This window comes from Pontibacillus chungwhensis (assembly GCF_030166655.1).
In the GTDB taxonomy this organism is placed as follows: Bacteria; Bacillota; Bacilli; order Bacillales; family BH030062; genus Pontibacillus.
This window is the reverse complement of sequence record NZ_CP126446.1, coordinates 1,695,481-1,710,251: the sequence shown is the minus strand read 5'-3', so window position 1 is coordinate 1,710,251 and position 14,771 is coordinate 1,695,481. Positions and strand designations below refer to the sequence as shown.

The following is a 14,771-nucleotide window of genomic DNA, read 5'->3' as shown; positions in this document are numbered from 1 at the left end:
TTCTTCTCAGCCACTTATGGTAAAATTTGATTAGGAAAAATTTAGAGGAGTGTCCGTATAATGAACGTAATGGTTTCTACTTTGAACGCAAAATATATTCATACATCCCTTTCTATTCGTTATCTAAAAGCAGCTGCTCAACCCGAATATGATGTTAAGATGCGCGAGTTCACAATTAACGATCCTGCCCTTTCAATTGCTAGTTCTATATATGAAGAAGCCCCTGATGTCGTGGGTTTTAGTTGCTACATTTGGAATATAGAAGAAACCATACCAGTCTTGTCGATCTTGAAAAAAGTAATGCCTCATGTCGTTATTGTCTTAGGCGGACCCGAAGTAAGCTATGATAGCGACTATTGGATGGATCGCATTCAAGAAGTCGACATTATCGTTCGGGGAGAAGGGGAGCAAACGTTTAAGAAGGTCTTGAATGCCGTTGAAGCAAACACCCCTCTTCACAGCATTCCGGGTTTAACATTTAGAGACCAAGGTGAGGTTCATGAAACAGGACCTTCACCCAAGTTTCCGTTAAATGAAATTCCTTCACCCTTTCGATTTGAAGAAGACCAAAAAGATTTATCGAAACGTATAACTTATGTAGAAACAAGTAGAGGGTGCCCGTTCACTTGCCAGTTCTGTCTATCCTCGATAGAATTTGGAGTTCGATACTTCGATATTGAGAGAATGAAGGACGAAATCACCTATTTGATGGATCATGGGGCTAAAACGATTAAATTTCTTGATCGGACGTTTAATATTAATCGAAAGTATGCACTAGAAATGTTCGACTTTTTGATTCATAATCATCGGCCAGGAACAGTCTTCCAGTTTGAGATTACGGCTGACATTATGAGGCCTGAAGTCTTAACGTTTATTAATGAGAATGCTCCTGCAGGCCTATTCCGTTTTGAAATAGGCGTTCAGTCTACTAATGATCAGACAAACGAATTAATCAAACGAAAACAAAATTTCAAGAAATTAGAACGAACAATTACTATGGTCCGCGAAGGTGGAAAAGTTGTTCAACATCTCGACTTGATTGCCGGATTGCCTGAGGAAGATTATACATCCTTTAGACAAACCTTTAACGATGTATTTCGAATGAAGCCTGAGGAGTTACAATTAGGCTTTTTAAAGATGTTGAGAGGAACAGGACTCAGAAGAGATGCACATAAGTGGGAATATGAATTTATGGATCATTCACCTTATGAGATGCTTTCAAACCATGTTTTATCATTTTCAGAGGTTACAGCGATTAAACGAGTCGAAGATATCTTAGAGAAGTATTGGAATAAGCATTTTATGGACCATACGGTGCACTATGTGACAAACGAAGTATTTGAGAGTCCTTTTGACTTCTTCCAATCTTTCGGTGAATATTGGCACGACAAAAAGTGGAATAAAATCGGTCACCAGTTAACAGATCTATTCAACCGCTTATATGAATTTATACAAATAAAAGCACCTCAACACATTGAGGTTGTAAAAGGTCTTATGAACCTGGACTATTACGGGAATTTCAATCAAAAGCCAAGAACCACTTGGCATCAAGATGATTGGAGTAAACAAGAAAAACAACAAATGTACAATGAAATTTGGGACAACCTCAATCACAAAGAAAGGTTCACAAAACGAGATCTCCATAAACACTCAATGATTGACCCTGTCCCATTCCATGTACATCATTATTTAAAAACTGGAAAAATCGTAAATCATTCCGATCTTTTAGTAGCCTACTATAGTCCTAATGAAAAGCAAATGCAATTCTTATCCGCTTCTCCAAAGAGCAATTCTTACACAATCTAGGCATACGTCCATACGAATTCAGCTCTTATCACATATATATAGAACTAGATAGGAGGTGATTTGGATGTATTGTTGCGGATATGGCCAGGGTGGCTACGGCTACGGAGGCGGCTTTGCGCTGATCGTTGTACTTTTCATCCTTCTAATCATCGTTGGTGCAGCGTTTTACTGCTAGTTCCTTATAAAAAAGGCAGTCCAATACGGGACTGCCTTTTTTTGCGTTAAACGGTTAGTTTTTGAAACATGGTATTAAGATGTGCCGGAGGTAGAGGTTTGCTATAGAAGAAACCTTGCATTTCATCACAGCTCTCATTCTTCAGGAAAGTCAGCTGCTCTTCTGTTTCCACACCCTCGGCAATGACTTTCATATCCAATGAATGAGACATATGAATAATCGATTTTACAATCGCCTCGTTTTGTTTACGATTTTGTATAAATACCTTATCAATCTTCAATTTATTTACAGGGAATCGGCTCAGATACTTTAAAGAAGAATAGCCAGTACCAAAGTCATCAATGGAAACATAAACACCTAAGTCCCTCAGACCTTCGAGCGTTTGTATAATATCCTCTTCATTACTCATCGCCATACTCTCGGTAATTTCTAATTCCAGATACGATGGATCTAGCCCTGTTTTCTCAAGAATAGACGCCACCCGGTCCACAAGATCATTTTGATGAAATTGTTTAGCTGATAAGTTCACCCCGACTATGATTGGATTGTACCCTTCATCTTGCCATTGTTTGTTCTGACGACAAGCCTCATACATGACCCATTCACCAATTTCTAGTATTAATCCCGTCTTTTCAGCCAGGGGGATAAACGTACCTGGTGAGATAAACCCTTCCTTAGGATGATTCCAGCGCAGCAACGCTTCCACCCCAACTATACTCCCCGTTACAATGTTCTTCTGAGGTTGGTAGTGTAACTCAAATTGGCCCTCTTTCAATGCCTTCCGTAACTCTGTTTCCATTGTTAAGATCGTCTTAAAATCTTTAGAAATAGAAGATTCAAACATTTTATAATCATTTCTGTAGTGCTCTTTAATAACATTCATAGCGGAATCGGCATGTTTAATTAACTCGTTTGCATCCCTTCCGTCTTCAGGATACAAGCTAATTCCAATACTTACAGACGTAAATAACTCAAAATCATCGATTTGAATAGGATCTTGGAATTGATTAATGATGTCTTGAGCAAGTATTTCTGCTTTATCTTTTGAGGTCACATGACGTTGAAGAATTAAGAATTCATCCCCGCCCATACGAGCGAGAAAGGTTTGTTCATTCTGCAAACCTTTTAACCGAAGGGCACAAGACTGAAGCAACTTATCTCCAAAAACGTACCCCATTGTGTCATTAATTTGCTTAAAGTAATCAATATCCATAAAGTAAACCGCGAACATTTCCCCAGATTCATAAGCCTGGTCAATCACACTCATTAGTTCTTGCAAAAAATATGTACGATTCGGTAAGTCGGTTAATTCATCATAATAAGCCATAAACTCAATCCGCTTTTCATTTTCTACTCGCTCTGTAATATCACGAATAACAGCACCGCGTAAGAGTTTATTATGATATGGATAAGGGTGAGCCATGACTTCTAAGTGAATGCGGCTTCCTCCTTTTGAGATTGCTGTTATCTCATAAGGTTCTTTTGGAATGGTGTTAATCGTCTCTCTCAGAAACTTATAATGGTTAGGGTCTACGATGTCAAATACACTCTTTTGCAGCAGTTCTTCACTTTCATAACCTAAAATAGTTGCAAATGTATCATCACATTCCACAATCATTCCTTTATCATGTAGAACGATTCCTTCAAGACTCGAATCCATTAATTGGCCCAACTGTTTCTTTAAATCACTAATGGGTTCATAAAAAGAGGAAGAATGAAACATTATACAATAAAGCTTTCGGTTATTCTCCTTTACACCAATCATTTTCGCTTGCAACTGGCGTGCTGATCCGTCACATACCTCTGTCGATACATAAACACCTTCTTGCTCTTTTAAGTGCTCAAAATCTAAATAGGAAAAGATCGATAGGTGCCCGCCCGGAAGATCCAGGAGATCTTTAGCTGCTTGATTCCCCTCTACGATCTCGCCATCCTCATCCACAAAAAGGAGCGCCTCCTGGAAATGATCCAGGAGCTCCAAGTGAACGGGAAGGGTTGACTGACTTGATGGGTTTGACATGTCGTATTCCTCCCAAAACTAATCCCTGCAATTTAGGACTATCCAATAATAATTCGCTCTGTAGGATAGTGATAGTTTCCTTTTTTCTCTTCATTTTTAAAGGTAAATAGGAACGAGAGAATTCCAATTCTTCCTATAAACATTAGCGCCATTAAGACTACTTTACTAACGGTTGTTAAATAAGGTGTAATTCCTAATGACAATCCCGTTGTTCCAAAAGCTGAACTCACTTCAAAAAAGATTTGCGTTAAACTGAAATCTTCTGCAATTGTTAATATAATGACGGCGGTAAAAACAGACATGGCTGCAAACATCGTTACAACTACTGCTTTTATTAAATCGTCATCATGAACTTCTCTTCTAAAAATACGAATCCGGTGTTGCCCCCGGGCATATGTCAGCAGGAATATAATAACGAGCGCAAATGAAGTTGTTCGCATACCGCCCCCTACACTACTCGGGGAAGCCCCTATAATCATAAGTACGGACATAAAAATATGCGTTTGCTCTGTAAACATATTGACATCCATTGTCGACAGACCAGCACTCCGCGTTGTAACGGATTGGAACAATGCATAGAATAAAATCTCGTGCCATGATTTATCAGCAAAGAAGTAGTTCATTTCAAGTAATATAATGACTAACGTCCCTACGATAATTAAGGCAAGAAATGTAAATGTAGTTAGCTTTGTAAATAGCGAAAATCTCATGAATTTCCTTTCCTCACTAGAAGCAAAAAGATGCTCTCTTACTTCAATCAGAACAGGAAAACCGATGGCACCTAGAACAATTAATCCCATGTGGATGAACTGAACGAAATAATCATCCTTATAAGGGATAAGAGATTGCCCTGTTATATCAAAACCTGCATTCGTCGTGGCACTTATAGAAGCGAAGAGACCTTGATAGAATGCTTCGTACCAGGTAGGAAAATACTGCATAAAGTAAACGCCTAAGATAATAAATCCTAAAAATTCTATAATAAAAATTAAATATAAAATCTGCTTAATTAAACGCACCATACCTTGGAACGTCGTTTGATTATGGTCTGTCATGATTAGCCTTCGCTCTTTAAGACCAATCTTTTTACCTAGTAAAATCCAAATCATCGTTCCCAGCGTCATAATTCCGATACCACCAAACTGCAAAACAAAAGCGAGTAGAAATACGCCTGTTACACTAAATGTCTCGGAGATATCTACCACACTGAGCCCTGTCACTGAAACAGCGCTAACGGCCGTAAAAACAAGATCAATAAACGGAATTGTAACTCCGTCTTGATGGGCGACAGGAAGTCCTAACAATATACATGCCGTTAAGACAGCAAATCCGTAAAATAAAACAATGATTTGAACGGGAGATAAGTTGTTGAGCCAACGTAAGCTGTGATGCCTGATCCACATTCAAATTTCTCCTTTTCTTACAAGAATCCCTTCTAAAACCAGCAATTCATTCTATTATACCAATACGAAAAGGAGAATTCTTTCTTTATATCGGTTAATTTGTTGGTTTTTGAAGAATTCCTATTCTTTTTTAAAATATAATATAGTTTAAACTACTTTCTTATTTATTATAATGTCTGTACAAACCTTATCTACTTTTATCATGATCAGAGCATACTTATTTATAGCCACAAATATAGGAAGCGCTGACATTATCCTAAGAAATAATAGCATCTATTATTGTAGCTGTTTTATATGCTACATCAAGTACCTTAGAGGAATTTAAAATTTTCACAAAAAATACCCACTAAAGCAGTGGGTATCCTATTCCTATTATACAGAGTTTTCAGCCTCAGCCTGTTCTACTCTATTTTTAAATTCATTCAGCAGTTCTTCTCCCTGGTAGCCTTCTTCTATCAACCGTCGGAGCATATGCTCTACTTGATCTTTCTTATGATCAACAATGGTGCCCATAAATAGTACGTTAAAGTGCTCCCCAATTTCATTTACATCAAGAACTTTAACTAAGAAAACAGCAGGGTGATTTGTACTTTTCGTAATTTTAGCTTCTAATACCATTTCTTCTTCGTTTTGTTGGTAATGTTCGAACTCTTCAAAATACTGCTTGTCCAAATACGCTTCTATAATCCAACGGTTCTGATCATCTTCTCGATTTATTATCAAACCATCAATAAGAGGGATCGACCTTTTTTGGATATCCTCTCCACTTTCCTTGAGGATATTTAATTTTATCAGTTTAAAAGTTTTCAATAATAGACCTCCTTTCTTTCACATTCCAGGTAATAAATGATATGTATCAACTCTTAAATATCTATTGGCCTAAAGAACTTCTTCTTACTAGTAACATAACAAATATCTCATTCTTTTTCCATAGAAAGGGGTAGTCGAACTTGTGTGCAAGATTACCTAAGGAAGACCCAACAAAAAAGATGCTCTATTGACGGAGCACCTCATTTGTCTATTACCCTGATTGTTCTTCAGGGTACTGGTCGTTTGCCAGCACACGATCAACCTTTAGATCCAATTGATGGAGCTGCCTGATAGCCTCACTGATCTCCATCTGTTTATAATGATGCATCCCTTTTGGTTGCTCGTCTTTATTATCAGCCAGTGTGACCACTTCTTGTAAAGGAGTCTGTTTGCCATCTAATTCAAACGGTAAATAGGAGTCCGTATGGAGCAAAATGGCTACAGATATTTGCTTTGCGGCGACACGGTTTTCTCCCAATCTTATTAAAAGTTTATGAGCCCGCTCAGCGCCTTTTATAGCATGAATATCATTTTGACGATAATCGTCGTAATCCCATTCTCCATCATTGTTATACCATTCATAATGTCCAATATCATGAAGAAGCGCAGCTTTCGATGCTTGATCAACGTCCACTCCTCTTTCTAGCGCCAGTTCGTAAGCATAATGAGCTGCGGTTACAGCATGATGGACACCTGAACGCCGAAGGTATTTCCGAGTGATATGGTGTTTAAATAAATCGACTAATGTTACTTTTCTCATCGCAATCCCTCCGATTGTTTTCAGAATAATATACCACACGTTTAGGGTTCGGACAATTCCTTGTATTATTTTTTTACCTAAATACAGACGCGATAAACAAATACTTCGTTTAAGGAAAGAACAGTGAAGGTATTATAGGAATGTAGTAGTTAGAACGAGGAGATGAAAAACGTGGAGTATTATTTCAAAAAAGACACAGTGGTTATTACTGGAGCTAGTAATGGTATAGGAAAGTCTTTAGCTCATGCATATGCGAAAGAAGATGCAAATGTGATTGTACTAGATAATGATAAAGGAAATGGCGAGAAACTTGTTAATGAAATTTGCGATGAAGAAGGAAGCGCTTCTTATTATTTTTGCGACGTACGAGACGAATCTTCTATTCGCTCAAGCTTTGCCTCCATATTAGAAGACGGGCACCGTCCTACCATCTTAATCAACAATGCCGGAGTAAGCCGTTTTACAAATTTCTTCGAGATGTCAGTATCTGAATGGGATGACGTCCAGGCTACCAATTTACGCAGTGTCTTTATCGTTTCTCAAGTCATAGCGACCTATTGGAGAGATCAGGGGATACATGGAAGAATCGTAAACATGGCCTCTACTAGGGGAACAATGGCAGAACCTCATACAGAAGCGTATGGAGCTTCAAAGGGAGGCATATTAGCTTTAACATATACAATGGCCATGTCTTTAAGTGATTATCAAATTCGAGTAAATGCCATTAGTCCTGGGTGGATTCAAACGACCCATTATGATGAGCTTCGCGACATTGATCATAATCAGCACCCATCTAAGCGGGTAGGGCATCCTGATGATATCGTCAAAGCTTGCTTCTACTTAACAGATAAAGAGAATTCATTTGTAATGGGAGAAAATTTAGTCGTAGATGGTGGAATGACTAGAAAAATGATTTACGAGCATTAATCAAGAGTCCGGGAGTCTCCCGGGCTTTTTATCATCCTTATAAGTCCTTGGACAACCAGGTAAAATGACCTATTTCATTTCTTTTTAAGTTTTAACTAAGGGATGGAGGGTATTCAAAAACTAAGAACAGAAAATAAACAAGTAGAGGTGAAAACCTTGGAGCAGCTTACATCGTACCAAGTACAGTTCAAACAACGGATTGACATGGAAGAAGTCATGAATATTTATCATTTCATAGTAGACAGTTCGTACGATTTATACTTATATCAAGATCATTTAATTGCAGACGCTAGCAACCTACCTAAATTACTCTCATTCTTTTTCTACTACGATACAGACCGTCCATTTGTCATGATCCTTGATGGGAAAGACGTCACATACGCATACAATAAAATAATGTCTATTTGTGAAGAACCAATTGAGAACTGTGTCGTGCGCAGGTTTCATGAAGCCAATCCTGATCAGGCTATTTTGGTATAACAAAAGAAAGAGGGGAGAAATCATTCATATGATTTTTCCCCTCTTTCCTTTGTTTGGTGTATCCCTCGCGTTTAGCTCCTTTTGTTTTGAACTCCAAAAAATCCTACAATGACAAGAATGATGCTTAAGAGAGCTATAACAAAAAAGGCTTGATTCTCTGTGAAAAAGTCAATCGACATCTTCTCTTGAACCCGGTGGGATAATGGCTCTTTTAAAGGCTCAGAACGATTCTCTTTATAAATGATATGTTCTACAGTGTCCCCTCCAGAGCTTGATTCCCACTTTCCTGCTGCAGGATCTAACCAAATCTTGATCACGTCGCCAACAGCAATGTCCATGGCTTTGCCACCGGCATACTGATTCCTTTGCCACGTGGGAATATAGCGATAAAAGACATCTACAGTAGATGGGTCTGATAATTTAGATTCCCCTTTGGTGATCTCCTGAACGGAAAGAGTCATAACCCTGTCTTGCTTATATAAATCTCCCTTAGATTGATCCTTTATAAGTCGATCTTTTACTACTTCTCCCTTAAGAGCCACTGAGGACTCTCTTTTTATTTCTTTAATCTCCTCAGGAGAGACCGCTGCAAATGCCACATACGAATGAAGGGTTAAGCAACAAACACATAAAACCACCCACATCCACTTCCTATTTATAGCCCACATTAAGCTGCGCCCCCCTTTTTACATAACCATATATCTATAAACGAGAAGAATCAACCTTTCTATAAGACAACAAAAAAAGACACCCCTTCTTTTGCAGGGGCAAAAGAAAAGCTATCCTTTTCACTAATGGGTATGCCCTGGTACCATTTCAGGGACAGGTAAATGTAAGAGGGAAACAGCCCCACCCATCAAGCTCATTAAGAGCAAAAGAGCAATAGGATGATAAAACCAAGCCATATAACGATGGGAAACCTTTAGATTATAAATCAGTAACAACCCAAAGCTAAACGTAATAAGAGTTCCAACTCTATAGAGTATTTCCCATTCGGCCACGGGTACCATACCGCTCAGCATACCTCCCATCATCCCTCCCATAATGGCTTGCATGCCGCTGTGTAATACACGTTCTGGATCAGGATGTTGAAACAAAAACGGCACCAACAGCCCCGCGCTCATTCCTATTAGCATGGATAATAACAAATGGTGTACAACAAAATAGGAGGTCATACCTAAGTAAATACTTAAAAACATCGCAACAGCATACATGATAGATCCTTTATTGTTATTGCTAATACGATAGAGAAGAGATAAACCTATTACTCCAATGATCAAACTCGTCCAAACTAGACCGAGACTCGCACTCATCCCCGTCCCTCCTTCGTCATTATTATATGTGAACGGAGAAAAGAACATGTTCAAATTCATAAGACGAACCTATAACTGCGTATAGTACGGTAAACAGAATGTGGAGAGAAGGGGTACCATGGATTGGAAGATGTATGCTTTTATCTTTAGTACTACGTTGAGCGAACATTGGTATTACTCCAGAATCCCTAAAGTTTATTATTTTTCATTCACCAAAAACTCAACTAAACCGTGATCCTCCCCTAGTTACTACGACTAAATAGAGTAACAGAAGGAAAAGTTAGGACAGAGGTGAACTCCACCCTCCACTTCTGTCCTTGTGAGATCTACATCTTCATAAGAGTCAGAAGACTCGTTAAACAACGCTCAACCCAAGTAGCGTTTCGCTTATATTTCATCGGATCTTTACGCACATATGGCTTCTCCGGTTTTCTTTGGTCAATTAAATCTCGGATCTCATGCTCTGTTAATACCATTAAGACCACATCCTTATTCTAAAATTATCCACCAAACGTTTTTGTATCAGATGGTAATTTTATTATAAAGACATTCTGCATTCTTCTTAACGGCACAACGCATGAATAGGCCTCATCCTGCAGACGGAACTTTCTCTACGCCCTAAGTGAAAATATGTCCACAAAAAAGCAGGCTCCAAACTAGAGCCCGCTTTCCTTACTATAGTGTCGTTGACGGTTCGTCCATTTTTAATCAAACCAACCTTTTCGTTTGAACCATAAAAACATAATGATAGCGATGACGAACATAATAGCTAATACAACAAAATAAGCATACTTTTCATCAAGTTCAGGCATGTAGGCAAAGTTCATCCCATATACCCCAACGATAAAGGTAAGTGGCATAAAGATGGTCGATATGACGGTTAGAATTTGCATCGTACGATTGGTTTCGTGTGAATTAAGTGACATGTAGCTGTCACGTATATCCTGTGTCATTTCCCGATTCGATTCAATAAGTTCAGATACCTTTAAAAGATGATCATAAATATCGGAAAAGTATTCCTTACGCTCCCTGACCCCGTCCAGTCTGTGAGAACTTAATATTCGATACATCAAATCTCTCATAGGATGAACAGTTTGACGCATCGATAATAAATCTGCCCTCGTATCAAATAATTGCTCAAGTAATGTCTCCATTGATAATTCCTTCGTATTATCTTCAATATCGTTAATATGGTCTTCAATGGCATAGACAATGGGGAAGTAATTATCTACAACTTTATCAAAAATCTGATGAAGCACATGAAATTCATCCCAACTCTTAAAGGAGCGTTCCCTTAATAACCGATTCCACACCTGTTCGAGCTCTGGGCAAACGTGTTTATGATACGTCACAATATACCCATCTCCATTAAATAAATCCACTTCTTCTTTCTCAAGCGTCTTTGCATTCAAGGCGTGCATAACGAAAAAAGTGTGCTCGTCATAATAATCTAATTTTGGGCGTTGTAAATTATGTATACAATCTTCAATCGCCAACGGGTGAAATTGGAAGACCGTGTCCAACTTTTGGGTTTCACTTGGCGTGGGTTCTGAAAAATCCACCCAGTACCACATAATCCCCTCTTCTGATAAATTTTCTAGAGGGAGATCTGTATGTAATTGCTGGTCTTCTGTGATCGCTATTGTCCTGATCATATGGACCGTTCCTCTCCTAATCGATTCCTATCCACTGATATAATTTCACATTTTGCCACTCATCAAACTTATTTCCGACTTCTTTTAATGTTCCGATATGGGTAAACTGAAATTTCTCGTGTAACCTCTCACTCGTTTCGTTCCCCTCTGTTATAAGTGAAATAATTGAGTGAAATTGATAATCCTTTGCTTTTTCCAACAATGCTTTCATTAATCCATGACCAATTCCGTAACCTCTATAGTCTCGGTTCACATAAAGAGAGAGTTCAGCCGTGGTCTGATAGGCAAGCTTGTCATTATAGGGGGATAAATAAGCATACCCTGCCACTTCTTCTTCCCATTCGGCAACAAGGATAGGATAAATACCATGAAGGTTAGAAAACCATTTTTCTTTATCCTCGAGGCTTTTTTCTTCTAGGTCGAAGATTGCGGTAGAGTTTCTGATCGCATCATTTTCAATATTATTAATGTAGGATAGATCTTTATGTTCTGCATTCCGTATCCACATGTAGGAGTCACCTGCCTTTTTTTCATCTTATCACAGCAGAAAGAAAAAGAAGACCCTAAAAGATATCTTACACCGTCTCCGCTTTCAAGAGGTACGATTCTTTTATGGGCCCTTTATCATAAAATGTTCCACCAATGGATACATGAAATTTTTAATAGGCCCTTTTTGTAAAGCGCAATAAGCCAATAAAAAAGAACACTATGGAAGTACCCCCTATAATATAGACAAGCTGTTCATAAGGGATAAAACTTGAATCATTCTCTGCAGTGAAAAACATAGCTAAGATCGGCTGTGACCATGGATACCAGGGGCCATACGTTTGTGATTGAGCAATTAAGATAGCAGGTAAGGTTAATACGACATTCACTCCCATGGCTCCAGCAAAACTCTTCCAAGCCGAAGAGACCCACAATTGCAGCATGATAAGAGGAATTGCGGATAAATAGCCGCCAATATACCCTCTCAAAAGGATCTCTCCTGGCAATAAGCCTCCATACCCTTTTATATAGCCCATAATTAGATAACAAGCGAACATAAGAAGTTGTATAAGTGCTACTAAAAGAAGAGCCACCATTGCTTTTGCTATATATACATGGTACCTTTTCAAAGGTTGTACAAGCCACGCTTTCCAACTGCTTTCATCATGATCCAACTTACATATGTAAGCTGCGATTAAACATGCCAATAAAGGCAGCAAATATTGCCCATGTAACAGAGCTTGCTTAATGTACAACGATTCCCACTCCGTATTAGGTGGAGATGGGAGGTTGTAAAACCAAGCAAAAAGACTCGTCAACATTGGGGCCGCCACTAGGATCGTGATGATATTCGTATGTTTTAATTTCTTAAATTCTCCACGCATTGCTTTTCCAATCATCCGTTCACATCCTCCCTCGCAAATAAAAGACTAGCTAAGATTATAAGACATACCCCTGTAGCGATTCCTAAAGGGACATTTAAAGAAGATGAAACCCACTCATCTGGCAGCATCGGCCATGAGCTAGGACTCCACGCTGGACCTACTCCCATCACGGCAAGAGAAAGAATACCTACTCCAATGACCACACCTTGATTTTTGTAATGAACAGCAAGATAAATGAAGACAGCGAAAAACGGCAGTGCTGCCAAGTAAGGGAAAAAGGTGAAACGAAGAAGTTCAACCCATGGTATGGCTGTTCCAAACTGCAACAGAATTCCTAATCCGGCGGTCCCTAAAGCCAATAAAACACAAGAGAGTAGTAAGAGAATGAATCCCATCACCCCTTTTGAAAGGTAAACATGTGTTTTCTTTACCGGAGTACTTAATAGTTGCTTCCAAGCCCCTGCCCTATGCTCCATCCCCCCTATAAGAGACGTAATAAGAGCCATTCCAATTACAATGACAGCAATAGAAAAATAATACACTTCCTGAATTAATCCTGACCATATATCATCTTTATACATCGTGTTTGTCATATAGTCATACCGAAGACCAAAATTTAAGGATTGAACGAGCACTACCCCTAAGGGGCCGAGCACGACGAAGACCCAAATCCAACTTCTCTTCAATTTCTTGAAATCACTGATTAAGAGCTTCTTGAACATCCCTTACTCCCCCTTTTCGAACCACATCTAAGAAAATATCTTCTAGAGATTTATGGTGATCTTGAATGCGGTAAACGGGTATATCATTCCTAATAAAACTCGTTATTAAGGAGGCCATCTTCGTGTCATCCACCTCTTCTATTACCAACTGTTCCTGATCAATCCTAACAGGCACACCTTGAGCCAAGGCCACCTTTCTTGCATGCTCCATCTGACCAACCCGCAATCTGACCTCACCCGTGGCCCGTTTTCTCAAAACCTCTATTCGATCTTGAAAGATCAGTTTCCCTTTAGAAATGATTCCTACGTAATCGGCCATCTGATCGATCTCAGCTAATAGATGACTTGAAACAAGTATCGTAATGCCACGTTTCTTTACCAGTTCGTTAATTAAAGAACGTATTTCTTGAATTCCCTGAGGGTCAAGCCCGTTTGTTGGCTCATCGAGAATGAGTAATTCCGGATCCCCAAGTAGCGCAATGGCGATACCAAGACGCTGCTTCATACCTAGAGAATATTGCTTAACTTTCTTCTTCATGGCATAGGTAAGTCCTACAAGCTCAAGCACTTCTTTGACTCTTTCTTTCGGCACTTCAAGAAGGGTACGATAAACTTCTAAATTCTCTACCGCATTCAAATGTCCATAATAGGAAGGGTTCTCCACAAGCGAACCCACCTTTCCCAATAGTTCCACTCGGTTCTTTAAAAAAGGCTTATTAAACATCATAACTTCTCCATAGGTTGGTTTGATTAACCCTAATAACATCCGGATCGTGGTGGTTTTCCCTGCTCCATTTGGTCCTAAAAATCCATAAATAGAGCCTTTTGGAATTTGCAATTGAATGTTGTCCACTGCATGTTCCTGCTTATACGTTTTCGTTAACCTTATCGTTTCGACTATATACTCCATTCGAATCACCTCACCATTCATTGTAAAGGTCTACGTTTAAACGTAAGGAAGGGTAAGGTTAAATTCTGTTTAAATTAAAAGGCTCTGTTATAGTTTAGTGTTGTTATTTTATAGGCTCGTTCAATATCCAAAGCTGAGACATTTGAGTGTAGATGGGGCCGTCTTTATTGACTAGTGCTTGGGGTGTCTGGGGAACGACTCGCTTTCAGGTGCTGCTGATTAGGGACTTATATGTAACGTTTAAAAAATCAACATCAGTTTTAACAGAGCACTTGGGTTCATATAAACCCCTATATACGAAATACTTCGAGCAAATGGTTTTAATCCAAACGGAGATCTATACCTTTGTGGAGTCCTTTTATGCCTCGAAATTCAAAAAACGCTTTCTAAATGATTGGAAATTTTATACGATACTTAATA

At 38.9% G+C, this 14,771-nt stretch carries 16 protein-coding genes; 4 read left to right on the top strand and 12 right to left on the bottom strand.

Annotated elements, in window-relative coordinates:
* The first annotated feature begins 60 nt into the window (after positions 1–60).
* Together QNI29_RS08880 and QNI29_RS08875 are read left to right on the top strand one after the other, a co-directional pair.
* Positions 61–1,806: a B12-binding domain-containing radical SAM protein gene (locus tag QNI29_RS08880; protein WP_231416143.1), complete on the top strand. Its 1,746-nt coding sequence runs from the start codon at positions 61–63 to the stop codon at positions 1,804–1,806.
* Between the two features lie 64 nt (positions 1,807–1,870).
* On the top strand, positions 1,871–1,981 hold the full coding sequence (locus QNI29_RS08875; RefSeq protein WP_231416142.1) for a YjcZ family sporulation protein: 111 nt from the start codon (positions 1,871–1,873) through the stop codon (positions 1,979–1,981).
* Between the two features lie 46 nt (positions 1,982–2,027).
* Here QNI29_RS08875 and QNI29_RS08870 read toward each other — a convergent pair whose 3' ends face one another.
* The 4 genes from QNI29_RS08870 to QNI29_RS08855 form a co-directional block, all read right to left on the bottom strand.
* Positions 2,028–4,001: a sensor domain-containing protein gene (locus QNI29_RS08870; protein WP_231416141.1), complete on the bottom strand. Its 1,974-nt coding sequence runs from the start codon at positions 3,999–4,001 to the stop codon at positions 2,028–2,030.
* Positions 4,002–4,039: 38 nt separating this feature from the next.
* Complete coding sequence (locus QNI29_RS08865; RefSeq protein ID WP_231416140.1) at positions 4,040–5,404, bottom strand: TrkH family potassium uptake protein; 1,365 nt, start codon at positions 5,402–5,404, stop codon at positions 4,040–4,042.
* Positions 5,405–5,776: 372 nt separating this feature from the next.
* Positions 5,777–6,214, bottom strand: coding sequence for a YwpF-like family protein (locus QNI29_RS08860; RefSeq protein WP_231416139.1), 438 nt, complete (start codon positions 6,212–6,214; stop codon positions 5,777–5,779).
* A 211-nt stretch (positions 6,215–6,425) separates the two neighbouring features.
* Positions 6,426–6,974 carry an HD domain-containing protein gene (locus QNI29_RS08855; protein WP_231417547.1) on the bottom strand — a complete coding sequence of 183 codons (549 nt, stop codon included), beginning with the start codon at positions 6,972–6,974 and terminating at the stop codon, positions 6,426–6,428.
* Positions 6,975–7,145: 171 nt separating this feature from the next.
* Between QNI29_RS08855 and QNI29_RS08850 the strand changes: the two genes are divergently transcribed.
* Both QNI29_RS08850 and QNI29_RS08845 read left to right on the top strand, forming a co-directional pair.
* Positions 7,146–7,901, top strand: coding sequence for an SDR family NAD(P)-dependent oxidoreductase (locus QNI29_RS08850; protein WP_231416138.1), 756 nt, complete (start codon positions 7,146–7,148; stop codon positions 7,899–7,901).
* 102 nt (positions 7,902–8,003) lie between these two features.
* A complete protein-coding gene (locus QNI29_RS08845) occupies positions 8,004–8,381 on the top strand; it encodes a hypothetical protein (protein WP_284526962.1) in 378 nt (125 codons plus the stop codon).
* Positions 8,382–8,452: 71 nt separating this feature from the next.
* Here the strand turns inward: QNI29_RS08845 and QNI29_RS08840 are convergent, their stop codons facing one another.
* From QNI29_RS08840 to QNI29_RS08805, 8 genes are all read right to left on the bottom strand, one after another.
* Positions 8,453–9,049 (bottom strand): hypothetical protein, encoded by a 597-nt coding sequence (locus QNI29_RS08840; protein ID WP_231416136.1) that lies wholly within the window; start codon positions 9,047–9,049, stop codon positions 8,453–8,455.
* 123 nt (positions 9,050–9,172) lie between these two features.
* Positions 9,173–9,694, bottom strand: a complete 522-nt coding sequence (locus QNI29_RS08835) for a hypothetical protein (protein ID WP_231416134.1) — start codon at positions 9,692–9,694, stop codon at positions 9,173–9,175.
* Positions 9,695–10,020: 326 nt separating this feature from the next.
* Complete coding sequence (locus tag QNI29_RS08830) at positions 10,021–10,170, bottom strand: hypothetical protein (RefSeq protein ID WP_231416132.1); 150 nt, start codon at positions 10,168–10,170, stop codon at positions 10,021–10,023.
* Positions 10,171–10,398: 228 nt separating this feature from the next.
* Positions 10,399–11,349, bottom strand: a complete 951-nt coding sequence (gene corA, locus QNI29_RS08825) for a magnesium/cobalt transporter CorA (protein WP_231416130.1) — start codon at positions 11,347–11,349, stop codon at positions 10,399–10,401.
* Between the two features lie 16 nt (positions 11,350–11,365).
* Entirely contained in the window at positions 11,366–11,857 is a 492-nt protein-coding gene (locus QNI29_RS08820) for a GNAT family N-acetyltransferase (protein WP_231416128.1), read from the bottom strand.
* A gap of 151 nt (positions 11,858–12,008) precedes the next feature.
* On the bottom strand, positions 12,009–12,734 hold the full coding sequence (locus QNI29_RS08815; protein ID WP_231416126.1) for an ABC transporter permease: 726 nt from the start codon (positions 12,732–12,734) through the stop codon (positions 12,009–12,011).
* Positions 12,731–13,441, bottom strand: a complete 711-nt coding sequence (locus tag QNI29_RS08810) for an ABC transporter permease (RefSeq protein WP_231416125.1) — start codon at positions 13,439–13,441, stop codon at positions 12,731–12,733. Before QNI29_RS08810 ends, QNI29_RS08815 begins: the two co-directional genes overlap by 4 nt.
* Positions 13,416–14,351 carry an ABC transporter ATP-binding protein gene (locus QNI29_RS08805; protein ID WP_231416123.1) on the bottom strand — a complete coding sequence of 312 codons (936 nt, stop codon included), beginning with the start codon at positions 14,349–14,351 and terminating at the stop codon, positions 13,416–13,418. Before QNI29_RS08805 ends, QNI29_RS08810 begins: the two co-directional genes overlap by 26 nt.
* Positions 14,352–14,771 lie beyond the last annotated feature (420 nt).

Bases quoted from the DNA above. Each gene is read 5' to 3' on its own strand.
- QNI29_RS08880 (WP_231416143.1), top strand. From the start codon at position 61: ATGAACGTAATGGTTTCTACTTTGAACGCAAAATATATTCATACATCC.
- QNI29_RS08875 (WP_231416142.1), top strand. From the start codon at position 1,871: ATGTATTGTTGCGGATATGGCCAGGGTGGCTACGGCTACGGAGGCGGC.
- QNI29_RS08870 (WP_231416141.1), bottom strand. From the start codon at position 4,001: ATGTCAAACCCATCAAGTCAGTCAACCCTTCCCGTTCACTTGGAGCTC.
- QNI29_RS08865 (WP_231416140.1), bottom strand. From the start codon at position 5,404: ATGTGGATCAGGCATCACAGCTTACGTTGGCTCAACAACTTATCTCCC.
- QNI29_RS08855 (WP_231417547.1), bottom strand. From the start codon at position 6,974: ATGAGAAAAGTAACATTAGTCGATTTATTTAAACACCATATCACTCGG.
- QNI29_RS08845 (WP_284526962.1), top strand. From the start codon at position 8,004: ATGGAGGGTATTCAAAAACTAAGAACAGAAAATAAACAAGTAGAGGTG.
- QNI29_RS08840 (WP_231416136.1), bottom strand. From the start codon at position 9,049: ATGTGGGCTATAAATAGGAAGTGGATGTGGGTGGTTTTATGTGTTTGT.
- QNI29_RS08835 (WP_231416134.1), bottom strand. From the start codon at position 9,694: ATGAGTGCGAGTCTCGGTCTAGTTTGGACGAGTTTGATCATTGGAGTA.
- QNI29_RS08830 (WP_231416132.1), bottom strand. From the start codon at position 10,170: ATGGTATTAACAGAGCATGAGATCCGAGATTTAATTGACCAAAGAAAA.
- corA (WP_231416130.1), bottom strand. From the start codon at position 11,349: ATGATCAGGACAATAGCGATCACAGAAGACCAGCAATTACATACAGAT.
- QNI29_RS08820 (WP_231416128.1), bottom strand. From the start codon at position 11,857: ATGTGGATACGGAATGCAGAACATAAAGATCTATCCTACATTAATAAT.
- QNI29_RS08815 (WP_231416126.1), bottom strand. From the start codon at position 12,734: ATGATTGGAAAAGCAATGCGTGGAGAATTTAAGAAATTAAAACATACG.
- QNI29_RS08810 (WP_231416125.1), bottom strand. From the start codon at position 13,441: ATGTTCAAGAAGCTCTTAATCAGTGATTTCAAGAAATTGAAGAGAAGT.
- QNI29_RS08805 (WP_231416123.1), bottom strand. From the start codon at position 14,351: ATGGAGTATATAGTCGAAACGATAAGGTTAACGAAAACGTATAAGCAG.